We start from the raw sequence: 23,436 nt of genomic DNA, 5'->3' as shown, positions 1-23,436 counted from the left end.
CTCCTGAAGGCCGCGCGCGACGGGAATGCGACGGACCCGCGCCAGGGGGGGAGAGGCGCGGGTCCGTCCGGTGACCGTCCGGGCCCTGGGGGGAGAGGGCACTGGGGACGGCCAGTCTGTGGAGTTGTGACGTGACGGTGGCGGGGGATCAGATCCCCATCGGGTGCCAGACCGTCTTCGTCTCCAGGAACGAGAGTAGCCGGTCCGTACCGGGAGCATTGGTCCAGTCCTGGGCGAACGGGTCCAGCTCCGGACGGACCACCCGCTTCAGGGTATCCGCGGCGGCGGCCTCCAGCGCGGCCGCCGCGCCGGGACCGTCGGCGGCGATGGCCCCGGTGAGGTCCAGCGCGTTGACGTCCTGGTGCGAGGCCAGGGTCGGGGCGATGTCGGCCGTCCGGCCCGAGATGATGTTGACCACGCCGCCCGGGACGTCCGAGGTGGCCAGCACCTCGCCCAGCGACAGCGCGGGCAGCGGGGCGGCCGCGGCGGCCGCGACCACGACGGTGTTGCCGGTGGCGATCGCCGGGGCGATCACCGAGACCAGGCCGAGCAGCGAGTGCCCGTACCCGGCCTGCGGGGCGACGATCCCGACCACGCCGGTCGGCTCCGGGGTGGAGAGGTTGAAGTACGGACCGGCCACCGGGTTGGCGCCGCCCGCGATCTGGGCGACCTTGTCGGTCCAGCCCGCGTACCAGACCCAGCGGTCGATCGCGGCGTCCACCAGCGCGGCGGCCTTCTTCGGGCCGATGCCCTCGGAGACGGCCACCTCGGCGGCGAACTGCTCGCGCCGGCCCTGCAGCATCTCGGCCACCCGGTACAGCACCTGGCCGCGGTTGTACGCGGTGGTGCCGGCCCAGCCCTTGACCGCCTTGCGGGCGGCCAGGACGGCGTCGCGGGCGTCCTTGCGGGTGCCCAGCGGGACGTTGGCGAGCCACTCGCGCTTGCCCGCCGCGCCAGCGGCTGATGTCGCCTTGGTCACCTCGTACACCCGCCCGCTCTCGGAGCGCGGGAACTTCCCGCCGACGTACAGCTTGTAGGTCTTGAGGACGTCAAGACGCGCGAAGGTCGTGTCAGACATCGAGGTAGGCCTCCAGACCGTGGCGGCCACCCTCGCGGCCGTAGCCCGACTCCTTGTAACCGCCGAACGGCGAGGTCGGGTCGAACTTGTTGAAGGTGTTGGCCCAGACCACGCCGGCCTTGAGCCTCTCGGCCGTCCAGAGGATGCGCGAGCCCTTCTCCGTCCAGATGCCGGCGGAGAGGCCGTACGGCGTGTTGTTGGCCTTCTCGACCGCCTCGGCGGGCGTGCGGAAGGTCAGCACGGACAGCACCGGGCCGAAGATCTCCTCCTGGGCGATCCGGTGGGCCTGGCTGACGCCGGTGAACAGCGTCGGCCTGAACCAGAAGCCGGTGCCCGGGAGTTCGCACTCCGGCGACCAGCGGTCGGCGCCCTCGGCCTCGCCGGCCTCGGTCAGCTCGGTGATCCGGGCCAGCTGGGCGGCCGAGTTGATGGCGCCGATGTCGGTGTTCTTGTCCAGCGGGTCGCCGACCCGCAGGGTGGACATCCGGCGCTTCAGGGCGTCCAGCAGCTCGTCCTGGACCGACTCCTGGACCAGCAGGCGCGAGCCGGCGCAGCAGACGTGGCCCTGGTTGAAGAAGATGCCGTTGACGATGCCCTCGACCGCCTGGTCGATCGGCGCGTCGTCGAAGACGATGTTCGCGGCCTTGCCGCCGAGCTCCAGCGACAGCTTCTTGCGGCTGCCGGCCAGCTGCCGGGCGATCGCCCGGCCGACCGGGGTGGAGCCGGTGAAGGCGACCTTGTTGACGTCCGGGTGGGCGGTCAGCGCGGCGCCGGTGCGGCCGTCACCGGTGACGATGTTGACGACGCCCTTCGGCAGACCGGCCTGGCGGCAGATCTCGGCGAAGCGCAGAGCCGTCAGCGGGGTGGTCTCGGCCGGCTTCAGGACGACCGTGTTGCCGGTCGCCAGCGCGGGCGCGACCTTCCACGCCAGCATCATCAGCGGGAAGTTCCACGGGATGACCTGGCCGGCCACGCCCAGCGGGCGCGGGTTGGGGCCGAAGCCCGCGTAGTCCAGCTTGTCCGCCCAGCCCGCGTAGTAGAAGAACCACGCGGCGACGGTCGGGATGTCGAAGTCGCGGGTCTCGCGGATCGGCTTGCCGTTGTCGATCGACTCCAGCACGGCCAGCTCGCGGCCGCGCTCCTGGATGATCCGGGCGATCCGGAACAGGTACTTGGCGCGCTCGCTGCCCGGCAGCGCCGACCAGTCGCCGAAGGCCTTGCGGGCGGCCGCGACCGCGCGGTCCACGTCCTCCTCGGTGCCCTGGGCGAACTCGGCGAGCACCTCCTCGGTGGCCGGGTTGACCGTCTTCAGCGCCTCGCTGCCGGAGGAGTCGACGAACTGGCCGCCGATGAAGTGGCCGTAGGAGGAGGCGATGTCGCCCGCGGCGGCGGGGGACTCGGGGGCCGGGGCGTAGGTGAACAGGCCGCCGGCGGGCTTGGCCGCGGGCTGCTCGGTGTTCTTCTTCTTGGCCATGGTGATCAGTCCACCGTCACGTAGTCGGGACCGGAGTAGCGTCCGGTGGCGAGCTTCTGGCGCTGCATCAGCAGGTCGTTGAGCAGGCTGGACGCGCCGAAGCGGAACCAGTGCGGGGTCAGCCAGTCGTCGCCGAGGGTCTCGTTGACCATCACCAGGTACTTGAGGGCGTCCTTGGTGGTGCGGATGCCGCCGGCGGGCTTCACGCCGACCTGGACGCCGGTGGCCGCGCGGAAGTCGCGGACCGCCTCCAGCATCAGCAGGGTGACCGGCGGGGTCGCGTTGACGGCGACCTTGCCGGTGGAGGTCTTGATGAAGTCGGCGCCGGCCAGCATCGCCAGCCAGGAGACGCGGCGCACGTTGTCGTAGGTCTGGAGCTCGCCGGTCTCGAAGATCACCTTGAGGTGGGCGGAGCTGCCGTCCGGGCGCTTGCAGGCCTCCTTGACCGCGACGATCTCGTTGAAGACGTCGAGGTGGCGGCCGGAGAGGAAGGCGCCGCGGTCGATCACCATGTCGATCTCGTCGGCGCCCGCGGCCACCGCGTCGGCGGTGTCGGCGAGCTTGACCGGGAGGGCGGCGCGACCGGCCGGGAAGGCGGTGGCCACGGAGGCGACCTGGATGTCGGTGCCGCGCAGGGCGTCCTTCGCGGTGGCGACCATGTCCGGGTAGACACAGATGGCGGCGACGCGCGGGGTGGTCGGGTCGGTCGGGTCGGGGGTCCTGCCCTTGGCGCACAGGGCGCGCACCTTGCCGACCGTGTCCGCGCCCTCCAGCGTGGTCAGGTCGATCATGGAGATCGCCAGGTCGATGCCGTAGGCCTTCGCCGTGGTCTTGATCGAGCGGGTACCGAGGGCGGCGGCACGCGCCTCCAGGCCGACCTGGTCGACGCCGGGCAGGCCGTGCAGGAAGCGGCGGAGCGAGGCCTCGGACGCCGCAACGTCCGCGAGGCCGCTGCCCGCAACACCGGGGGCATTGGCTGCAACAGTGGACATAGTCACCAGGGCAGCATATCTACGCGCGTAGTAGTCCGCTAGGGCGACCACCCATCGTGGCCGGACCGAGACCTGGGGGCGCACGGGGACACGGTACGACCGGGGAGTACGGGCCCGCCATTCGATGCCGGACCGAGACCTGCCGGTGAGGGGCATGGGGCAGAATCGACGCCATGACCGAATCCGACGGCAAGCCCCACCAGGGCTCGGCCGCCCCCGACGGGGAACCCGAGTACGCGGACCGCGTGTACCGCTCCGTCCCCGGTGTGATCTCCGGAGTGCTGCTGCTGGCCGTCGCCGCCTGGCTGATCGGCGACGCGGTGTACAGCGGGAGCGGCAAGACCCCGTACGTCGCGCTGGCGGCGGTGCCGGTGTTCGCCTTCCCGGTGATCGCCTACACGCTGCGCCCGGTGGTGGTGGCCGACAGCCGCCGCCTGGTGGTGCGCAACCCGTGGCGGACCATCACCGCCCCCTGGGCCTCGGTGGACGCCCTGCGCGCGGGCTACTCGGTCGAGCTGCTCGCGGGCGAGCGGAAGTACCAGGTGTGGGCGGTGCCGGTCTCGCTGCGCCAGCGCAAGCGGGCCACCCGCGCGCAGAGCCGCGGCAACGCCGAGCACGCCTCCCGGACCGGGCTGGGGCTGGGCCTGGCCGGTCGGACCAACCCGGTCGTCCAGGGCTCGTCCGACTCCACCCGCGCCTGGTCCGACCAGGTGACCGACGTCCTCCAGCAGATGGCCGAGCGCAACGCCTCCCGCCCCGACGCGGCCGGTCCGGTCGTGGTGCGCTGGTGCTGGTGGGTGATCGCCCCGACCCTGGTCGGCCTGGTCGCGCTGATCACGGTGATCGCGGTCTGACGTCCGGAGCACGCGCGAAGGGGCCCGCCGGTACCTGACCGGCGGGCCCCTTCGCGTACGGGCGCGGCGTCAGCCGGCGATGCCGGCGGCCTCGGCGAGGTCGCGCTTGAGCGCGGCGAGGAGCTCGGCGGCCCGCTCCCGGGCGGCGGAGAGGTCGGCGGCGGTGGCGACCGGGAGGACGACCTCCAGGTAGCACTTGAGCTTGGGCTCGGTGCCGGAGGGGCGGACCACGATGCGGGCGGAGCGGACGGACTCGCCGGACAGGTAGTAGCGCAGGCCGTCGGTGGGCGGCAGCTCCGCGGAGCCGGCCGACAGGTCGTCGGCGCGGGTGACGGTCAGCCCGGCCAGGGCGGTCGGCGGCTGCTCCCGCAGGCGGCGCATGGCGTCGGCGATCAGCGAGAGGTCCTGGACCCGGACGGACAGCTGGTCGGTGGCGTGCAGGCCGTGCTCCAGCGCCAGGTCGTCCAGCAGGTCGTTCAGGGTGCGGCCGGACTTCTTGAGGGTGGCGGCGAGCTCGGCGACCAGCAGGGCGGCGGTGACGCCGTCCTTGTCCCGGACGCCCTGCGGGTCGACGCAGTACCCGAGCGCCTCCTCGTAGCCGTAGCGCAGGTCCTCGGTGCGGGAGATCCACTTGAAGCCGGTCAGCGTCTCGGCGTAGCCCAGGCCCGCGGCCTCCGCGATCCGGCCGAGCAGGGTGGCGGAGACGATGGTGGTGGCGAAGGTGCCCTCGGCCTTCTTGGCGACCAGCGCGGCGCCGAGCAGCGCGCCGACCTCGTCGCCGCGCAGCATCCGCCAGCGGGCGGCGCCGGTTCCGCCGCCGGCCGCGTCGCCGTTGGCGGGGACGGCCACCGCGCAGCGGTCGGCGTCCGGGTCGTTGGCGATCACGATGTCGGGGCCGACCGCGGCGGCGGTGCGGAAGGCGAGGTCCATCGCCCCCGGCTCCTCCGGGTTGGGGAAGGCCACGGTCGGGAAGTCCGGGTCGGGCTCGGCCTGCTCGGCGACCACGGTGGGCGCGGGGAAGCCGGCCCGGCGGAAGGCGGAGACCAGGGTGTCGCGGCCGACGCCGTGCATCGGGGTGTAGACCACCTCCAGCTCGCGCGGGCTCTGCCCGTCGAGGATGGAGACGGCGCGGTCCAGGTAGGCCTCGACGACCTCCTCGCCGAGCACCTCCCAGCCCTCCTCGGCGCGCCGGACGTCGTCCAGCGAGCCGATCGCGTCGATCTCGGCGGCGATCCCGGCGTCGGCCGGCGGGACGATCTGCGAGCCGTCGCCCAGGTAGACCTTGTAGCCGTTGTCCTGCGGCGGGTTGTGGCTGGCGGTGACGGTCACGCCGGCGGCCGCGCCCAGGTGGCGGATGGCGAAGGCGAGCACCGGGGTCGGCAGCGGGCGCGGCAGCAGCGCGGCGCGCAGGCCGGCCGCGACCACCACGGCGGCGGTGTCGCGGGCGAAGTCGTACGACTTGTGCCGGGCGTCGTAGCCGATCACGATCAGGTCGCCCAGGTTCTGCTTGCGGACGTACGCGACCAGGCCGGCGGCGGCCCGGATCACCACGGCGCGGTTCATCCGCATCGGGCCGGCGCCGAGCTCGCCGCGCAGGCCGGCGGTGCCGAACTGGAGACGGCCGGAGAAGCGCTCGGCGAGCTCGGCCCAGGCGAGCTTGCCGTCCGTCTCGGCCTCGGGGCCCTCGGCCCGGGCCAGCAGGGCGGTCAGCTCCTCGCGGGTCTGCGGGTCGGGGTCCTCGGCCAGCCAGGTCCGGGCCCGGGCGAGGAGGTCGGTGGTGGGTGCCTGCGTCATGGGTGCCAGCTCCAGTGGGAAGTGCGTCGGTGGGTCTGCCCGAGGTGGGTCGCCGAGGAGGCCAGGGGTTTCCGCGAGGAAGGGGTGCGGACGCGGACGGGGCCCGCGGGCGGGCGTGATCAGCGGATCACGCCGCTCGCGGGCCCCGTCGCTCATGATCGCGTGCCGGGCTGGGCGTCAGATCCGCTCCAGGACCTTCGCCAGCAGCTCGCCCATGCGCTCGGCGGAGGCCTTGCCGGCCTCCAGCACCTCTTCGTGGTTGAGCGGCTCGCCGGTCATGCCGGCGGCCAGGTTGGTGACCAGGGAGATGCCGAGCACCTCGGAGCCGGCCTCGCGGGCGGCGATGGCCTCCAGGGTGGTGGACATGCCGACCAGCTCGCCGCCGATCACCCGGGCCATGTTGACCTCGGCCGGGGTCTCGTAGTGCGGGCCGCGGAACTGGACGTAGACGGCCTCGTCCAGGGACGAGTCGACCTCGCGGCAGAGCGCGCGCAGGCGCTTGGAGTACAGGTCGGTGAGGTCGACGAAGTTGGCGCCGACGATCGGGGAGTCCCCGGTCAGGTTGATGTGGTCGCTGATCAGGACCGGCTGGCCGGGCGTCCAGCCGTGGCGCAGGCCGCCGCAGCCGTTGGTCAGGACGATGACGCCGCAGCCGGCCGCGGCGGCGGTGCGAACGCCGTGGACGACGGTGGCCACGCCGTGGCCCTCGTAGTAGTGGTTGCGGCCGAGGAAGATCAGGGCGCGCTTGTCGCCGATCTTCACCGAGCGGATCTTGCCGGCGTGGCCGGCGACGGCGGGGGCGGGGAAGCCCGGGAGGTCGGTGACCGGGAACTCGGCCACGGTCTCGCCCAGGGCGTCGGCGGCCGGCACCCAGCCGGAGCCCATCACCAGGGCGACGTCGTGCCGCTCGGCACCGGTCAGCTCGCGCAGGCGCTCGGCGGCGGCCTGGGCGGCGGCGTAGGGGTCGGCGGAGACGACCGACTGAGGAGAAGCGTTCACGGGTCAGAGGATAGACGGGTTTCGGCTACGCGCGTAGAAAAACTGCCGCGGCATGCCGGATCGTTACCCGGTTGACCCGAAAACACAGCTCGGTGGCGCTTTCCGGGTGAGGGGGCCGTCAGATCGCACACAACCGGGATGTCGCGCGGAGCCGTTTCGCGCCGGGTGGTCCCTTCGCGTACGTGCCGTCGTCGCCCGCTTCCGGAAGGCCGGGCGGGCACCGGCGGCGGTACGGTGGCGAGCGGGGCCGATCCGCCGTCGACCGGTGCACGGCTCCGGCGGACTCCAGGACAGGTTCGACCGGCATGGGGAACAGGCACAGACCGCACCCGCCGCCTCCGGCGCCCTCCGGGCCCGGACCGGTGGATCTGGCGGCCCGGGTCGGCGCGTTCACCGCGGACCTCCTCCCGGGCGGCCGGTACACCGCGCCGGACCGGGCACAGCGCCGGGCGGTGGCCGACGGCGTGCTCGGCGCGCTGGACGGCCGCACCGGGAAGGCCGGGCGGGCGCTGGCCCGGGTCGGGTACCGGATCACCGAGTTCACCGAGGCCTCGACCGGCCGCCGGGTGGCCGAGATCGCCGCCGTCGACGACATCGGGGACGGCCGCGGCTGGGGCCGGATCTACCTGGACCGCTCGGCGCGGCCCACCTGGTCCGTGCAGGTGCCCCACCCGGCCTCGGACGCCCACACCGAGGCGCTCGGGGTGGAGCTGTTCCGGGCCGTGCCGGGCGGCGTGCTGGTGCTCGCCGGGGCGCACCGCCGGGCCGGGGCGGACGGCTGCGCGGACGTCGCGCACCGCAGTGACACCGTCTTCGCCGCCGTGGTCGAGGCGCTCACCGGGCGCGGCCTGCCCGGCATCCAGGTGCACGGCTTCCGCGCGGCCAGCCTGCCGGGCCGGGACGCGGTGGTCTCCAGCGGCGCCGGGCGGCCGGGCCCGGCCGCCGAGCTGACCGCCGCGGGGCTCGGAGGGGCCGGCCTCGTGGTCTGCCGGGCGTGGCGGGAGCCGGGCGTGCCGCTGGCCGGCACCACCAATGTGGAGGGCCGGTTCGCGGCCGGGCTCGGGGTGCCGTGGCTGCACGTCGAGCTGGCGTACGGGGTGCGCGCCGAGCCGGCCCGGCGCGCGGTGGTCGCGGGGGTGCTGGCGGAGACCGTACGCGGCTGGCGTGCGGGCTAGGGCCTAGCAGGGGCGGCGGCGCAGGTCCATCACGTAGTCGTGCGGGGCGCCGGCGCTCTCCGCGGCGTCGGCGATCAGGCCGAGGTAGCGGGCCGCGGGCAGGCCGCCCTCGTAGTCGTTGAGCACGTACGTCCAGACCGGGATGTCGCCGTCCAGGGTCTGCGCGCGCAGCTTGATCTTGCGGTAGATGCCGAGCTGGACGCCCTCCCAGCGGTCCAGGCCCTCCTCGTCCATCGGCGCGATGTCGTAGAGCGAGACGAAGACCTGGTCCTTCCCGTCCTCGACGACGGTGGCCAGCGAGCCCTCCCAGCCGAGCTGCTCGCCGCCGAAGGTGAGCCGCCAGCCGTCCAGCCACCCCGTGCCGCGCAGCGGGGAGTGCGGGGCTCGGCGGGTCATCTGCCGGGCATCGAGGTTGGTGGCATACGCGGCGTAAAGGGGCATGGGGGCCAGCGTAGCCCGGTCGGCCCACGCTCCGGCGCGACTGGACGAAGGTGCGGGAGCCGGGAGGGCGGCGTGCGGGTGACGGTGCGGGAACCGGGAGGCCGGTGTGTGGACGAAGGTACGCAAGCCCGGACCCCGGCGTGGCGGCGCTCCCGGCGTGCGGGACAATGGTGAGCGTGACTCGGATCGTGATCATCGGTGGCGGACCCGGCGGCTACGAGGCGGCCCTGGTCGCCGCACAGCTCGGCGCGGAGGTGACCGTCGTCGACCGCGACGGTCTGGGCGGATCGGCGGTGCTCACGGACTGCGTGCCGTCGAAGACCCTGATCGCGACCGCGGAGGTGATGACCACCTTCGACAGCTCGTACGAGGAGCTGGGCATCACCGTCGCCCAGGACGGCTCCGCCGAGGAGCGGCACAAGGTCATCGGCGTGGACCTGGGCAAGGTCAACCGCCGTGTGAAGCGCCTGGCGATCGCGCAGTCCCACGACATCACCCAGTCCGTCACCCGCGCCGGGGTCACCGTGCTGCGCGGCCGCGGCCGGCTCGGTGCCGGCGGGCAGGCCGTGGACGGCTCCCGCGAGGTGCTGGTGGACGGCCCCGACGGCACCGTGCAGTCGCTGCGCGCCGACGCCGTGCTGATCGCCACCGGTGCCCACCCGCGCGAGCTGCCGGACGCCCAGCCGGACGGCGAGCGGATCCTCACCTGGACCCAGGTGTACGACCTGGAGGAGCTGCCCCGCGAGCTGATCGTGGTCGGTTCCGGTGTGACCGGCGCCGAGTTCGCCGGCGCGTACCAGGCGCTCGGCTCCGAGGTGACCCTGGTGTCCAGCCGCGACCGGGTGCTGCCGGGCGAGGACCCGGACGCCGCCGAGGTGCTGGAGGACGTCTTCCGCCGCCGTGGCATGAACGTGATGAGCCGCTCGCGCGCCCAGAGCGCCAAGCGGATCGGCGACCGGGTCGAGGTGATCCTCGCCGACGGCACGGTGGTCGAGGGCACCCACTGCCTGATGGCGGTCGGCTCGATCCCCAACACGGCCGAGATGGGCCTGGAGGAGGCCGGGGTCAAGCTCAACGACTGGGGCCAGGTCCAGGTCGACCGGGTCTCCCGCACCAGCGCCCCGGGCGTGTACGCGGCCGGCGACTGCACCGGCGTCTTCATGCTCGCCTCGGTGGCGGCCATGCAGGGCCGGATCGCGATGTACCACGCGCTGGGCGACGCGGTGCAGCCGCTGAACCTCAAGACGGTGGCCTCCAACGTCTTCACCGACCCGGAGATCGCCACCGTCGGCTACACCGCCGCCGACGTGGAGTGCGGCAAGATGGACGCGGTCGAGGTCAAGCTGCCGCTGCGCGGCAACCCGCGGGCGAAGATGCAGGGCATCCGGGACGGCTTCGTGAAGCTGTTCTGCCGCCCGGGCACCGGCATCGTGGTCGGCGGCGTGGTCGTCGCCCCGCGCGCCAGCGAGCTGATCCACTCCATCGCGCTCGCCGTGGACGCCAATCTGACCGTCGAACAGGTGGCCAGCGCGTTCACCGTCTACCCGTCCGTCTCCGGTTCGACCGCCGAGGCCGCCCGGCAGCTGCACATCCGCAAGCGGGCCGAGGGCGAATCCTGAGCTCAAAGCGCACAGTTGAGGGCGGCTGCCGATCGGCGGCCGCCCTTTCGCGTCCGTTCGGGCAGGAGTGATCGTCACCCGGACGGCGGGCGCAGTTCCGGGCTATTGACGGCGCGTATTGTACGGTCACGCGCCGCACGTGCGTGAGCAATTCCCGCTACCAGCTGCAAACGCCTGAAAGCAGACGGTCACGCAGGTTACCGTCGGTTCTGTGTTTGCAGCAGAACGTCGCCAGTTGATCCTCGAAATGGTGCGCGCCAACGGAGCCGTCTCGCTCCGGGAGTTGGCCCGCGTCGTCCAGACCTCCGAAGTGACCGTGCGCCGCGACGTGCGGGCGCTGGAGGCAGAAGGGCTCCTCGACCGCCGACACGGCGGCGCGGTGCTCCCCGGCGGCTTCAGCCGCGAACCCGGCTACCCGCAGAAGACCCACCTGTCCGCGGCGGAGAAGAGCGCCATCGCGGACCTCGCCGCCTCGCTGGTGGAGGAGGGCGACCAGGTGGTGGTCGGCGCCGGGACCACCGCCCAGGAGCTGGCCCGCCGGCTGGCCAGGGTGCCCGGCCTGACGGTGGTCACCAACTCGCTGCTGGTCGCCCAGGCGCTGGCGCACGCCAACCGGGTCGAGGTGGTGATGACCGGCGGCACCCTGCGCGGCTCCAACTACGCGTTGGTGGGCAGCGGGGCCGAGCAGTCGTTGCAGGGGCTGAGGGTCACCAAGGCCTTCATCTCCGGCAGTGGTCTGACCGCCGAACGCGGGCTGTCGACCGCGAACATGCTGTCCGCGAGCGTGGACCGGGCACTGGTGCAGTCGGCCGCCGAGGTCATCGTCCTCGCCGACCACACCAAGCTCGGCGCGGACGGCATGTTCCAGACCGTCGCCACCGAGACGATCACCCGGCTGGTCACCGACGAGCACGCCACCGCCGACGACGCCACCGCCCGCGAGCTGGACGCGCTCGCCGACTGCGGGGTGCAGATCGACCTGGCCCCGCTCGGCGGGCCCGGCGCCGACGCCCCGGTGCACGGCACCGGCAGCGGCCCGGTGCACCAGACCCAGCCCGGCCCGCTGGCCCGCCGCCAGGCCCCGCCCCCCGGCGGCGCCCCGCTGCCCGGCCAGCGCCGCCCCGGCGCGCACGGCGGGCCGGTGGGCCCGGGCGGAATGCCCGTCCGGCTGGCCGAGTTGGGCATGCAGCGCGGGCGCTGAGACCGACAGGCCTTGGGCCGCCGCCGCGCCGACGCCGGGAACGCGACCGGTCCGCACACCCCCAGGGGCGTACGGACCGGTCGGTGACTGGCGTCGACGGTTCGGGTCGTCAGTCCTTGATCTCGCAGAGCGCGGCGCCGCTGCTGACGCTCGCACCCACCTCGGCCTTGAGGCCGACCACGGTGCCCGCCTTGTGGGCGTTCAGCGGCTGCTCCATCTTCATCGCCTCCAGGACCACGATCAGCTCGCCCTCGGCGACGACCTGGCCCTCCTCGACGGCGACCTTGACGATGGTGCCCTGCATCGGCGAGGCCAGGGTGTCACCGCTGAGGGCCGAGCCGGCCTTCTTGGCGCCCACCCGGCGCTTGGCCTTGGCGGCACCCGTCGCACCGACGGCCGGGGCCGCCGCGACACCCAGCGAGGACGGCAGCGAGACCTCGATCCGCTTGCCGCCGACCTCGACCACCACGGTCTCCCGGGTCTCGGCCTCCTCGCCCTCGACGCCCGCACCCGCGAACGCCGGGATGGTGTTGTCGAACTCGGTCTCGATCCAGCGGGTGAAGATCTTGAACGGCTCGTCGCTGCCGTGCACCTCGGGCGCGAACGCCGGGTCGGTGACGACCGCCTGGTGGAACGGGATGGCGGTGGCCATGCCCTCGACCCTGAACTCGTTCAGCGCGCGGCGGGCCCGCTCCAGGGCCTGCTTGCGGTCGCGGCCGGAGACGATCAGCTTGGCCAGCAGGGAGTCCCAGGCCGGGCCGATGACCGAGCCGGACTCCACACCCGAGTCCAGGCGCACGCCCGGGCCGGACGGCGGGGCGAACAGCGTCACGGTGCCGGGCGCGGGCAGGAAGTTGCGGCCCGGGTCCTCGCCGTTGATGCGGAACTCGAAGGAGTGGCCGCGCACCTCGGGGTCGCCGTAGCCAAGTTCCTCGCCGTCGGCGATCCGGAACATCTCGCGGACCAGGTCGAGGCCGGTGACCTCCTCGGTGACCGGGTGCTCGACCTGGAGGCGGGTGTTGACCTCCAGGAAGGAGATCGTGCCGTCCAGCGCCACCAGGAACTCGCAGGTCCCGGCGCCGACGTAGCCGGCCTCCTTCAGGATGGCCTTGGACGCGCGGTACAGCTCGGCGTTCTGCTCCGGGGTCAGGAACGGCGCGGGCGCCTCCTCGACCAGCTTCTGGTGCCGGCGCTGCAGCGAACAGTCACGGGTGGAGACGACCACCACGTTGCCGTGCTGGTCCGCGAGGCACTGGGTCTCCACGTGCCGCGGGTTGTCCAGGTAGCGCTCGACGAAGCACTCGCCGCGGCCGAAGGCGGCGACGGCCTCGCGCACCGCGGACTCGTACAGCTCCGGGATCTCCTCCAGCGTGCGGGCGACCTTCAGGCCGCGGCCGCCGCCGCCGAACGCCGCCTTGATGGCGACCGGCAGGCCGTGCTCACGGGCGAAGTCGACGACCTCGTCGGCGCCCGAGACCGGGTCCGGGGTGCCGGCCACCAGGGGGGCGCCGGCGCGCTGTGCCACGTGCCGGGCGGTCACCTTGTCGCCGAGGTCGCGGATGGCCTGCGGCGGCGGGCCGATCCAGGTCAGGCCCGCGTCGATGACGGCCTGGGCGAACTCGGCGTTCTCCGAGAGGAACCCGTAGCCGGGGTGGACGGCGTCGGCGCCGGAGTCCTCGGCGGCCTTGAGGACCTTGGCGATGTCCAGGTAACTGGTGCCGGGGGTGTCACCGCCCAGCGCGTAAGCCTCGTCGGCCGCGCGGACGTGCAGCGCATCCCGGTCCGGCTCGGCGTAGACGGCGACGCTGGCGATACCGGCGTCCGAGCAGGCCCGGGCGACGCGGACGGCGATTTCCCCGCGGTTGGCGATGAGCACCTTGCGCACTGTGGCTCCCTTCTTGAACCTCGTTGAGTTTATGGATTCCTGGGTGGTACCGGCGAGTAGCCCCAGGTTGTGAACTATCCCACACGCACTGTGATGGGATTCCAGGCCCGGCCGACCGTCCGTACGGCGACTGCGCAGGTCGCGGCCGGTGCGGTGGGTCGGGCGGGGAGGGCGGTGGACGGCCGGGCGGCGGCGTGGCGGGACGGTGGTCTGTGACACACCCTCCGCGGCCCGCTCAGGCCACGGCCATGGCCGCGGCCGCGGCCCGTTCGCCGCCGGGCGGGCCGCCGGTGGGGCGGCCGAGGCGGAACTCGGCCCTGTCGCCGAGGCCTTGCCGGGCGTCGGTCACCGCCGCACCCCCTCCCGTTCTGGATCACTGCCAGCTTATGGGGGTGGGACCCGGCTGTCGCCGGTCACATGTCCTAGGCCTGCCGCCCGGATTTTGTCGGATCCGGTACCGTCCCGGCCCGGTTCTCAGCTCCGGGCCCAGAGGTCCGTGATGCGGACGTCGAGGTCGGCGAGCAGGCGGCGCAGCAGCGGCAGGGACAGGCCGATGACGTTGCCCGGGTCGCCGTCGATGCCGTCGACGAACGGCGCCGAGCGGCCGTCCAGGGTGAACGCCCCGGCCACGTACAGCGGTTCGCCGGAGGCCACGTAGGCGGCGATCTCCTCGTCGTCCGGGGTGCCGAAGCGGACGGTGGTGGAGGCGGTGGCCGAGGACTGCCGGCCGGTCACGGTGTCGATCACGCAGTGGCCGGTGCGCAGCACGCCCGCCCGGCCGCGCATCGAGCGCCAGCGGTCCAGCGCCTCGGCGGCGTCGGCGGGCTTGCCGAGGGCCAGGCCGTCCAGCTCCAGGACGGAGTCGCAGCCGATCACCAGCTCGCCGCCGGTCAGGTCGGCGGCGACGGCCTTCGCCTTGGCCTCGGCCAGGACGAGGGCGAGCTCGGCGGGGGTGGCGGCGCTGATCGCGTCCTCGTCGACGCCGCTGACCACCACGCGCGGGTCGAGCCCCGCCTGGCGCAGCAGCCCGAGGCGGGCGGGGGAGGCGGAGGCGAGGACGAGGGGGCGCTGGTCGGTCATGCCCACCAGGGTAGGGGCTGCCGGTGTACGCCGTTCAGGTGAACCAGCGGGAGACCATGACCAGGACGGCGCCCACCAGCACCAGCGCGGCGAGCACCCGGCCGGCCCGCTGCATCCGCTCCTGCATGCGACGGGCCTCGGGCGAGGGCTCATCGCGAGGGTCTGACCAGAGCACCCGTCCAGAGTGCGCCGGGTGGGGCGGGTGCGCCTGAGTATCCGTACTCAGGTTGCGGGCAGAGCGGGCAGGGCGGGCGGGGCGGCCGTGTGGCGCGGGAGGCCGGTCGGCCCGATCCTTCCGCGCCGCACGGCGGTGTTCAGTGCGCCCAGCCCGACGTCCGCCAGGCGTTGACGCCCGGGTGGACGGCGGGGCGGAGCAGGCGGGAGCGGTCGTTCCAGGGGGACTCCGGGCCGACGCCGGCCAGCCGGTCCGCCTCTGCGGCGGCCTGCGCGGCGGCGGCCCGGGCCTGGACCACCGCCAGGACGGTGGCGAGCTCCTCGGGGGTCGGCTGCCCGTGCAGCACGTGGATCGGGGACATCTGGTTCTCTCCCGGGAGGGAAGGGGCCTACAGGGGGATGTTGCCGTGCTTCTTCGGCGGCAGCACCTCGCGCTTGCCGCGCAGCGCCCGCAGGCCCCGGACGATGTGCCGGCGGGTCTCGCTCGGGGCGATCACCGCGTCCACGTAGCCGCGCTCGGCCGCCAGGTACGGGTTCAGCAGGGTGTCCTCGTACGAGGCGATCAGCTCGGCGCGGGTCTCCTCGACGGTGCCGGCCGCCTCGGCCTCGGCGATCTCCCGGCGGTGCAGGATGTTGACCGCGCCCTGCGCGCCCATCACCGCGATCTGCGCGGTCGGCCAGGCCAGGTTGAGGTCGGCGCCCAGGTGCTTGGAGCCCATGACGTCGTACGCGCCGCCGAAGGCCTTGCGGGTGATCACGGTGATCAGCGGGACGGTGGCCTCGGCGTAGGCGTAGATCAGCTTGGCGCCGCGGCGGATGATGCCGTCCCACTCCTGCTCGGTGCCGGGCAGGAAGCCGGGCACGTCCACGAAGGTCAGCACCGGGATGTTGAAGGAGTCGCAGGTGCGGATGAAGCGGGCGGCCTTCTCGCTGGCGTTGATGTCCAGGACGCCGGCCAGGTCCATCGGCTGGTTGCCGACGATGCCGACGGCGTGGCCCTCGACCCGGCCGAAGCCGGTGATGATGTTGCCCGCGTAGAGCGGCTGGGTCTCCAGGAAGTCGCCGTCGTCGACGATGTGCTCGATCACCGTGCGCATGTCGTACGGCTGGTTCGCCGAGTCCGGCACGAGGGCGTCGAGTTCGAGGTCCTCGGCGGTGACCGTCAGATCGGCCCGCTCGGGGTAGGACGGCGGGTCGCTCAGGTTGTTGGAGGGCAGGTACGAGAGCAGGCTCTTGACGTACTCGATCGCCTCCTTCTCGTCCGCGGCCAGGTAGTGCGCGTTGCCGGACCTGGTGTTGTGGGTGCGGGCGCCGCCCAGCTCCTCCATGCCGACGTCCTCGCCGGTCACGGTCTTGATCACGTCCGGGCCGGTGATGAACATGTGCGAGGTCCGGTCGGCCATGACCACGAAGTCGGTGATCGCGGGGGAGTAGACCGCGCCGCCCGCGCAGGGGCCCATGATCAGCGAGATCTGCGGGATGACGCCCGAGGCGTGCACGTTGCGGCGGAAGATCTCGCCGTACAGGCCGAGCGAGACCACGCCCTCCTGGATCCGGGCGCCGCCGGAGTCGTTGATGCCGATGACGGGGCAGCCGGTCTTCAGCGCGAAGTCCATCACCTTGACGATCTTCTCTCCGAAGACCTCGCCGAGCGAGCCGCCGAAGACGGTGAAGTCCTGGGCGAAGACGGCGACCTGACGGCCGTCGACGGTGCCGTAGCCGGTCACCACGCCGTCGCCGTACGGGCGGTTCCGCTCCTGGCCGAAGTTGGTCGAGCGGTGCCGGGCGAACTCGTCGAACTCCACGAAGGAGCCCTCGTCCAGCAGCTCCGTGACCCGCTCGCGGGCGGTCTGCTTGCCCTTGGCGTGCTGCTTCTCCACGGCCTTGGACGAGCCGGAGTGCACCGCCTCGTCCAGCCTTCGCCGCAGGTCGGCGATCTTGCCGGCGGTGGTGTGGGGGTCGTACGGCGCCTCGGTCATCCGGTGGCTCTCCCTGATCCATGGCCGCGACCTGTTCGAGTGCGCGCGGTCCGGGGTGGGGGCTCGCGCATGAGGGCAGGGCGGCGCTGCGAACTACCGCTGGGTAGCGTAGCCAGCGCGGAGGTCCGGACGTAACGTTCTGGCGTTATGGCCAGCGACACAGTGTGTCCGGGCGTGTTCTGGGGGACGATGGGACGGCCTACGCCCCTGGACTCCGCACCCGTTCTAGGGTTTCCCCCATGACCGCACCCGACACCCCCCGCCGCAGCGGACTGCGCGGCTTCGGCCGCACCGGACCGTCCCCCTGGACCGACCTGGACCGACCGCCGCTGGACGAGGAGGGGCTGCGCCGCGACCTGGTGGTCCCGGGCGGGCTCTGGACCTCGTTGGACGTCCTGGCCGAGACCGGCTCCACCAACAGCGATCTCTCCGAGCGGGCCCGGGCCGGCGCCCCGCAGGGCGCGGTGCTGGTCGCCGAGGCGCAGAGCGCCGCGCGCGGGCGGCTGGACCGGCAGTGGACCGCCCCGGCCCGATCAGGGCTGTTCCTGTCCTTCCTGCTGCGCCCCGAGGAGGTGCCCGTCGAGCGGTACGGCTGGCTGCCGATCCTGGTCGGGGTGGCCGCGGCCAGCACCCTCGACCGGGTGGCCGGGGTCGAGGTCGGGCTGAAGTGGCCGAACGACCTCCAGGTGGAGATCGACGGCGTGGAGCGCAAGCTCGGCGGCATCCTCACCGAGCTGAGCGGCGGCGCGGTGGTCGTCGGGATGGGCCTCAACGTCTCGCTGCGCGAGCAGGAGCTGCCCGTGCCCACCGCGGCCTCGCTCGCGCTGGCCGGCGCGGTGACCACCGACCGGTCCGTCCTGCTGCGCGCCCTGCTGCGCGAGTTCGCCGGGCTGTACCGCGAGTGGACCGCCGCCGCCGGGGACCCGCACGCCAGCGACCTGCTGCGCGCGTACGCGGACCGCTGCACCACGCTCGGCCGCCAGGTGAAGGTGCACCTGCCCGGCGACCGCGAGCTGCTCGGCGAGGCGGTGGCGGTGGACGGGGACGGCCGTCTGGTGGTGCGTACGGCCGACGGCGCACGCCGGGCGGTCGGCGCGGGCGACGTGGTCCACGTTCGCCCCGAGCCGCGCTGAACGGCAGTCTTCACCTCTCCTTGACCCGGGCGGATGCTCCGGATCGAGCGATTCCGTGCGAACATTCCACCTGGCAGCGGTGTGAGGCGCGCCACTGTCCGCCCGGGTGGCGGACGGCGCGCCCGGACAGGTAGGACACGAGGCAAGTGCGGCAACCGCACGGGGACGGACCGGTGGCAGAGGACGGCAGCAGCGGGACGGCGGGCGGCCACGACCCCACGGTCGCGCTCGAACTCGAACGCCTGATCCTGGACGCGCCACGCCGCTACACCCCGTACCAGGCCGCGCGCGCCGCCGACGTCCCGATGGAGCTGGCCACCCGCTTCTGGCGGGCCATGGGCTTCCCCGACATCGGCCAGTCCCGGGCGCTCACCGACGGCGACGTGATCGCGCTGCGGCGGCTCGCCGGGCTGGTCGAGTCCGGGCTGCTGAGCGAGTCGATGGCGATCCAGGTGGCCCGCTCCACCGGCCAGACCACGGCCCGGCTGGCCGGCTGGCAGATGGACACCTTCCTGGAGAACCTCACCCAGTCCGCCGAGCCCGGGCTGACCCGCGCCGACGTCGCGTACCCGCTGGTCGAGCTGCTGCTGCCGGAACTGGAGCAGTTCCTGGTGTACGTCTGGCGGCGCCAACTGGCCGCCGTCACCGGCCGGGTGGTGCAGGCGGCCGAGGACAACGAGATCACCAGCGGCCGGCTCGCGGTCGGCTTCGCGGACCTGGTCGGCTTCACCCGGCTGTCGCGGCGGCTGGAGGAGGAGGAGCTCGGCGAGCTGGTCGAGACCTTCGAGAACACCTGCTCCGACCTGATCGTCGGACAGGGCGGCCGGGTGATCAAGACCCTCGGCGACGAGATCCTCTACGTCTCCGAGGACCCGTCCACCGCCGCCGAGATCGCGCTCAGCCTGATCGAGGCGCTGGCCGAGGACGACACCATCCCGGCGCTGCGGGTCGGCATGGCCTTCGGCACCGTCACCCAGCGGATGGGCGACGTCTTCGGCACCACGGTGAACCTGGCCAGCCGGCTCACCTCGATCGCGCCCAAGGACGCGGTGCTGATCGACGGCGAGTTCGCCGCCGCGCTGGAGCACAACGGCAGCGTCGCCCCGGCCGACTCGGAGGGGCCCGGCCTGGCGGAGGCGCTGTCGGCGGCGGCCGGGATGCCGGCCTCGGGGCTGCCGCTGCCGGGGCCGGAGGCGGGGGCGCGCTTCCACCTGCAGCCGATGTGGCGGCGGCCGGTGCGGGGGCTGGGGCTGGTCGAGCCGTGGCTGCTGTCGCGGCGGCTGAAGACGGAGTAGGGGCGGGCGGGGGGCGCGCCGCTTCGGGAGGTCCTTCCCGGGGCGTGTTCCTTGCGGCGTGTTCTCCGGGTGCCCTGTCCGGGCACCTTCTCCGAGTGCCTTCTCCGAGTGGCCGAACGATTGAAAGTCGTACGTTCTGTCGACGTATCTCGGCGCAAACGGGGCATAACCGAACGAAACCGCCATAGTCTTGGTGCAAGCGGCCGGACGGGTGCGGCCGGTCCGGGGCCTGTGGCCCACGTGGGGGTCTGGCAGGACCGAGCACAGGGAGCGAGGCGAGCCGGTGGGCAGTGAGGCGATCATGACGGACCGCAGCTGCGACTGCGAGGGCTCGCGCCACCCCGACCCGCTGCCCGACCTGCGGTTGCAGTCGGTGGTCGACCTCGCCCAGGACATGGCCGGAGCCCTCTCCCCGCTGGAAGCCGTCCGGGCCGCCGCCGTCCGGGCCACCGAGTCGCTCGGCGCCACCATGGCCGCGGTCTCGGTCTGGGACCGCGAGTCCGGCCGGCTGCGGGTGCTGGTCAACCACGGGGAGCTCGCCCCCGGCGAGGAGGAGCTGCCGGAGGACGAGTCGTACCCGGTCGCGGACTTCCCGGAGATCGTCACCTACCTGGACGAGCGCTGGACCACCGGGCGCCTGCCGCGCGCCTGGTTGCAGACCGCCGAGAACGTCGAACCGCACGCCGGCCACGCGCACCCGACCGCCGGCGCGTACTGCCAGGAACGCGCCGCGGCGCTGCGCCGGCGCGGGCGGGCCTGCTGCGTGGTCGCGCCGATCGTGCTGCACGGGCAGGCCTGGGGCGAGCTGTACCTCGCCCGGTCGGTCGGGATGCCGGAGTTCACCGAGGCCGACGCCGACTACGCGACCCTGCTCGCGGCCCAGATCTCGGCCGGGCTCGCCCAGACCGAGCGCCTCGCCGACCTGCGCCGGCTCGCCTTCACCGACCCGCTCACCGGCCTGGCCAACCGGCGCGCGGTCGACGCCCGGCTGGAGAGCGCGCTGGAGGCGCACAACCGGAACAACACCGTGGTCTCGCTGGTGGTCTGCGACGTCAACGGGCTGAAGCGGGTCAACGACGAGCTCGGCCACGAGGTGGGCGACCGGCTGCTGGAGCGCTTCGCGCACCAGCTGTCGCTGGCCGCCGCCAAGCTGCCGGGCTCGCTCGCGGCCCGGCTCGGCGGGGACGAGTTCTGCCTGCTGGTGGAGGGTCAGAAGGCCGACGAGGTGGTCGCCGCCGCCGAGGAGCTGTGCGCCCGGGCGCTCGCGCTGTCCGAGGGTGAGGGGGTCGCCTGCGGCGTCGCCTCCACCGGGGACTCCATCGGGCCGGTCACCACCCCCGACCGGCTCTTCCGGCTCGCCGACGCCGCCCAGTACCGCGCCAAGGCCGCCCGCGCCGCCCACCCGGTGGTCGCCGGGCGCAGCCACGGCCCCGGCTTCTCGCCCGATCCCACCGTGCTGCTCGCCGACGCCGCGGACCCGCACCACCGCGCCGACGGCCGCCGCGGGCCCGGTGGCCGGGCGGGCGCGGCCGACCGGCGGCGCTTCCGCGGCGCCGCCCACAGCGCCGACCCGGGGCAGCTGCTCACCGCCGTCCTCGCCTCGCTCGACCAGGCCGCGGCCGCCCGGACCGTCCACCCCGCCGACACCCTCGGCAAGCTGGTCGTCGTCGCCGAGACCGCCGCCCGGCTGCTGGACGCGGTCGGCTGGTGGGTCTCGTACGTCCCGCCCGGCTCGCAGCTGATGCGTACCGCCCAGCACGCGGTCTACCGGATGACCAGCGGCCCCAGGAGCGTCCGGGCCGAGACCCAGCGCGCCCAGATCGAGGCCCCCGACGCCATCTTCGACCTGCGCCACTACCCGATGACCCGGCGGGCGGTGCGCGGCGGCGGCTTCGCGCTGCGGGCCGGCGCGGCGGGCAACGACCCGGCCGAGGAGGCCATGCTGGTGGTCTCCGGCTACCGGGGCATGGTCGCGGCGGGCGGGCAGAACCCGGCGGGCGGCTGGCTGGTCGAGCTGTTCGCGGACGACGCCACGCTGCCGCTGGGGCAGGCGGCGTGCGCGATGCGGGCGCTGGTCGCGGTGGCGCTGGCCGGACCGGCCTCGCCGCCCGTGGTCTGAGCCGCCGCTGGTCTGGGCGGCCCGTGGTCTGAGCCGCCCGTGGTCTGAGTCGCCGCTGGTCCGAACCGGCTTGACGGGGGCGCGTGTACGGAGGCCGTACGCGGTCAGGCGCCGGAACGGCCGTGGGCCGCGGGCGGGTTGAGGGCGCGCAGGACGGCGTCGACCAGGCGGTCGGTGAAGTCGTGGTCGACCGGGCCGAGTTGGTGCAGCCAGCGGTAGTACAGCGGGCCGTAGAGGAGCTCGACGGCGAAGTCGAGGTCGGTGTCGGGGGCGAGCTGGCCGGCCTCGCGGGCGCTGCGGAGGCGGTCGCGGGTGACGTTCAGCAGGGGGTCCAGCAGCCGGGTGCGGTACTCGGCCTGCACCGCGGGGTCGCCCAGCACCTCGGCGTTGATGGCGCGGTAGGTGCGGTCGAGCGTGGGGTCGGTGAGGTCGTCGGCGCTGAGCCGCAGGACGATCCGCAGGTCGGCGCCGAGGTCGCCGCTGTCGGGGAGGGAGAAGTCGCCGTCCTGGCGCCCGTTGGCGGCGAGGAAGGCGTCGAAGACCACCGCGCCCTTGGAGGGCCACCAGCGGTAGATGGTCTGCTTGCCGACTCCGGCCCGGGCGGCGATCGCCTCGATGGTGAGCCGACCGAAGCCGACCTCGGAGACGAGTTCGTACGCGGCGGCGAGGACGGCGGAGCGTGCGCGTTCGCTGCGCCGGGCGGGGTCGGGGGCGGTTCTGGGGGCCATGTCGGAAATTCTATGCACGCCATTGAGACGAGACGTATCGTCTTGTCACATCGAACGGCGAGACGTAACGTCTCGTCTCATTCGCGATCCCCGGAGGTGTCCCATGACCCGACCCCGCCCCGCACACGTTCTGATGGTCTCCATCCCGGCCCACGGGCACGTCAACCCCAGCCTGGCCGTGATCGCCGAGCTCGTCGCCCGGGGCCACCGGGTGAGCTACGTCAACCACGAGTCCTTCCGGGAGGTGATCGAGTCCACCGGCGCCGCCTTCGTCCCGTACCCGTCGGCGCTGCCGCTGCACACCTCCACCGAGGGCTGGGTGGAGGAGCCGGTGGCGCTGCAGGAGCTGTTCCTGGACGACGCGCTGGCCATGTGGCCCGTCCTGCTGGAGCGCTTCGCCGAGGGCGCGGACCGGCCCGACCTGGTGCTCGGCGACATCGGCGCCTTCGCCGGGCGGGCGCTCGGCGAGCGGCTGGGCGTGCCGGTGGTGCAGCTGTCGCCCACGTACGTCGGCTGGGACGGCTTCGAGCAGGACTTCCCGGAGGTCTTCGAGGCGGTCCGCAAGGCGCCCGGCGGGGCCGAGCACTACCGCCGGTTCGCCGACTGGCTGGCCGGGGCCGGCGCGGTGCAGCGCGACGTGGACGCCTTCAAGGGCCGCCCCGAGCGGTCGATCGCGCTCATCCCGCGCGCCCTGCAGCCCAACGCGGACCGGGTGGACGGGCGGCGCGTGACCTTCGTCGGCCCCTGCTTCGGCGACCGGGCCCACCAGGGGCGGTGGCAGCGGCCGGACGGCGCCGAGAAGGTGCTGCTGGTCTCGCTGGGCTCGGCGTTCACCCACCAGCCCGCGTTCTACCGGGCCTGCGTCCAGGCCTTCGGCGACCTGCCGGGCTGGCACACCGTGCTGCAGATCGGCGCGCACACCGACGAGGCCGAGCTGGGCGAGCTGCCGGACACCGTCGAGGTGCACCGCTGGGTGCCGCAGCTGTCCGTGCTCGCCCAGGCGGACGCCTTCGTCACCCACGCGGGCATGGGCGGCTCCAGCGAGGGGCTGTTCCACGCGGTGCCGATGATCGCGGTGCCGCAGGCCGCCGACCAGTTCGCCAACGCGGACGCCCTGGTCGGCCTCGGCGTCGCCCGCCGGCTGGACACCGGGCAGGCCACCGCGGAGGCGCTGCGCGCCGCCCTGCTGGAGCTGACCGGGGATCCCGCGGTGGCCGAGCGGCTGAAGGTCCTGTCCGCCGCCGGCCGGGCCGAGGGCGGCACCCGGCGGGCCGTCGACCTGATCGAGGCCGAGCTGGGGGCGTAGGGGAGGGCGGCGGGCGCGCGGGGGAGGGGGCGGCGGTGCGGCGCCGACCCGGCCGGCGGAGAATCCGGATGACGGGCAGCTGTTGTCATATCTTCATTCACCTGCTGTGA

At 73.7% G+C, this 23,436-nt stretch carries 19 protein-coding genes and 1 pseudogene; 8 read left to right on the top strand and 12 right to left on the bottom strand.

What is annotated here, in order from left to right; genetic code table 11:
• Nucleotides 1–148 precede the first annotated feature (148 nt).
• Genes RZ50_RS15890 through deoC form a run of 3 tightly spaced genes read right to left on the bottom strand, consistent with a single transcriptional unit; the run spans nt 149 to nt 3,544 of the window.
• A complete protein-coding gene (locus tag RZ50_RS15890) occupies nt 149–1,078 on the bottom strand; it encodes an aldehyde dehydrogenase family protein (RefSeq protein ID WP_196948247.1) in 930 nt (309 codons plus the stop codon).
• A complete protein-coding gene (locus RZ50_RS15885) occupies nt 1,071–2,552 on the bottom strand; it encodes an aldehyde dehydrogenase family protein (protein WP_196948248.1) in 1,482 nt (493 codons plus the stop codon). The genes RZ50_RS15890 and RZ50_RS15885 overlap by 8 nt, the downstream gene beginning before the upstream one ends.
• Nucleotides 2,553–2,557: 5 nt before the next feature.
• Nucleotides 2,558–3,544 carry a deoxyribose-phosphate aldolase gene (gene deoC, locus RZ50_RS15880; protein ID WP_196948249.1) on the bottom strand — a complete coding sequence of 329 codons (987 nt, stop codon included), beginning with the start codon at nt 3,542–3,544 and terminating at the stop codon, nt 2,558–2,560.
• Between the two features lie 173 nt (nt 3,545–3,717).
• Here deoC and RZ50_RS15875 point away from each other — a divergent pair, with 173 nt between their 5' ends.
• Nucleotides 3,718–4,398, top strand: coding sequence for a PH domain-containing protein (locus RZ50_RS15875; RefSeq protein WP_196948250.1), 681 nt, complete (start codon nt 3,718–3,720; stop codon nt 4,396–4,398).
• A gap of 69 nt (nt 4,399–4,467) precedes the next feature.
• On the opposite strand, the gene RZ50_RS15870 is transcribed toward RZ50_RS15875, so the two are convergent.
• The gene (locus RZ50_RS15870; protein WP_196948251.1) at nt 4,468–6,192 is read right to left on the bottom strand and encodes a phospho-sugar mutase; all 1,725 of its coding nucleotides are present in this window, start codon (nt 6,190–6,192) and stop codon (nt 4,468–4,470) included.
• A 177-nt stretch (nt 6,193–6,369) separates the two neighbouring features.
• A complete protein-coding gene (locus RZ50_RS15865; protein WP_196948252.1) occupies nt 6,370–7,191 on the bottom strand; it encodes a purine-nucleoside phosphorylase in 822 nt (273 codons plus the stop codon).
• A 362-nt stretch (nt 7,192–7,553) separates the two neighbouring features.
• Between RZ50_RS15865 and RZ50_RS15860 the strand changes: the two genes are divergently transcribed.
• On the top strand, nt 7,554–8,366 hold the full coding sequence (locus RZ50_RS15860) for a hypothetical protein (RefSeq protein ID WP_196948253.1): 813 nt from the start codon (nt 7,554–7,556) through the stop codon (nt 8,364–8,366).
• A gap of 3 nt (nt 8,367–8,369) precedes the next feature.
• Here RZ50_RS15860 and RZ50_RS15855 read toward each other — a convergent pair whose 3' ends face one another.
• On the bottom strand, nt 8,370–8,807 hold the full coding sequence (locus RZ50_RS15855; protein ID WP_196948254.1) for a gamma-glutamylcyclotransferase: 438 nt from the start codon (nt 8,805–8,807) through the stop codon (nt 8,370–8,372).
• 167 nt (nt 8,808–8,974) lie between these two features.
• Here RZ50_RS15855 and RZ50_RS15850 point away from each other — a divergent pair, with 167 nt between their 5' ends.
• Both RZ50_RS15850 and RZ50_RS15845 read left to right on the top strand, forming a co-directional pair.
• The gene (locus RZ50_RS15850; RefSeq protein ID WP_196948255.1) at nt 8,975–10,426 is read left to right on the top strand and encodes an NAD(P)H-quinone dehydrogenase; all 1,452 of its coding nucleotides are present in this window, start codon (nt 8,975–8,977) and stop codon (nt 10,424–10,426) included.
• A 247-nt stretch (nt 10,427–10,673) separates the two neighbouring features.
• Nucleotides 10,674–11,627 carry a DeoR family transcriptional regulator gene (locus tag RZ50_RS15845; RefSeq protein ID WP_254802758.1) on the top strand — a complete coding sequence of 318 codons (954 nt, stop codon included), beginning with the start codon at nt 10,674–10,676 and terminating at the stop codon, nt 11,625–11,627.
• Between the two features lie 109 nt (nt 11,628–11,736).
• On the opposite strand, the gene RZ50_RS15840 is transcribed toward RZ50_RS15845, so the two are convergent.
• The 5 genes from RZ50_RS15840 to RZ50_RS15825 all read right to left on the bottom strand — a co-directional run bounded on the left by RZ50_RS15840 (nt 11,737) and on the right by RZ50_RS15825 (nt 16,745).
• Nucleotides 11,737–13,512: a biotin carboxylase N-terminal domain-containing protein gene (locus RZ50_RS15840; protein WP_196948257.1), complete on the bottom strand. Its 1,776-nt coding sequence runs from the start codon at nt 13,510–13,512 to the stop codon at nt 11,737–11,739.
• 474 nt (nt 13,513–13,986) lie between these two features.
• Nucleotides 13,987–14,592 (bottom strand): nucleoside triphosphate pyrophosphatase, encoded by a 606-nt coding sequence (locus RZ50_RS15835; RefSeq protein WP_196948258.1) that lies wholly within the window; start codon nt 14,590–14,592, stop codon nt 13,987–13,989.
• Between the two features lie 34 nt (nt 14,593–14,626).
• Nucleotides 14,627–14,767 carry a morphogenic membrane protein MmpB gene (mmpB, locus tag RZ50_RS30345; RefSeq protein WP_374199926.1) on the bottom strand — a complete coding sequence of 47 codons (141 nt, stop codon included), beginning with the start codon at nt 14,765–14,767 and terminating at the stop codon, nt 14,627–14,629.
• A 139-nt stretch (nt 14,768–14,906) separates the two neighbouring features.
• Complete coding sequence (locus RZ50_RS15830; protein ID WP_196948259.1) at nt 14,907–15,128, bottom strand: acyl-CoA carboxylase subunit epsilon; 222 nt, start codon at nt 15,126–15,128, stop codon at nt 14,907–14,909.
• 27 nt (nt 15,129–15,155) lie between these two features.
• Nucleotides 15,156–16,745, bottom strand: coding sequence for an acyl-CoA carboxylase subunit beta (locus RZ50_RS15825; RefSeq protein WP_196948260.1), 1,590 nt, complete (start codon nt 16,743–16,745; stop codon nt 15,156–15,158).
• Between the two features lie 239 nt (nt 16,746–16,984).
• Between RZ50_RS15825 and RZ50_RS15820 the strand changes: the two genes are divergently transcribed.
• The 3 genes and pseudogenes from RZ50_RS15820 to RZ50_RS29215 all read left to right on the top strand — a co-directional run.
• Nucleotides 16,985–17,878: a biotin--[acetyl-CoA-carboxylase] ligase gene (locus RZ50_RS15820; protein WP_196948261.1), complete on the top strand. Its 894-nt coding sequence runs from the start codon at nt 16,985–16,987 to the stop codon at nt 17,876–17,878.
• A gap of 173 nt (nt 17,879–18,051) precedes the next feature.
• Nucleotides 18,052–19,173, top strand: a complete 1,122-nt coding sequence (locus RZ50_RS15815) for an adenylate/guanylate cyclase domain-containing protein (protein ID WP_308271649.1) — start codon at nt 18,052–18,054, stop codon at nt 19,171–19,173.
• Between the two features lie 394 nt (nt 19,174–19,567).
• Nucleotides 19,568–20,725, top strand: a pseudogene (locus RZ50_RS29215) (GGDEF domain-containing protein); the annotation flags it as partial.
• Between the two features lie 671 nt (nt 20,726–21,396).
• On the opposite strand, the gene RZ50_RS15805 reads toward RZ50_RS29215, so the two are convergent.
• Nucleotides 21,397–22,020 (bottom strand): TetR/AcrR family transcriptional regulator, encoded by a 624-nt coding sequence (locus tag RZ50_RS15805; RefSeq protein ID WP_196948263.1) that lies wholly within the window; start codon nt 22,018–22,020, stop codon nt 21,397–21,399.
• 49 nt (nt 22,021–22,069) lie between these two features.
• On the opposite strand from RZ50_RS15805, the gene RZ50_RS15800 reads away from it, so the two are divergent.
• Nucleotides 22,070–23,326 (top strand): macrolide family glycosyltransferase, encoded by a 1,257-nt coding sequence (locus RZ50_RS15800; protein WP_374199950.1) that lies wholly within the window; start codon nt 22,070–22,072, stop codon nt 23,324–23,326.
• Nucleotides 23,327–23,436: the final 110 nt, after the last annotated feature.

The sequence above is a fragment of the Kitasatospora sp. SUK 42 genome, from assembly GCF_015776785.2.
Taxonomy (GTDB): Bacteria; Actinomycetota; Actinomycetes; order Streptomycetales; family Streptomycetaceae; genus Kitasatospora.
The sequence above is the reverse complement of the archived record's forward strand: the minus strand, read 5'-3'. Positions and strand labels throughout refer to the sequence as shown.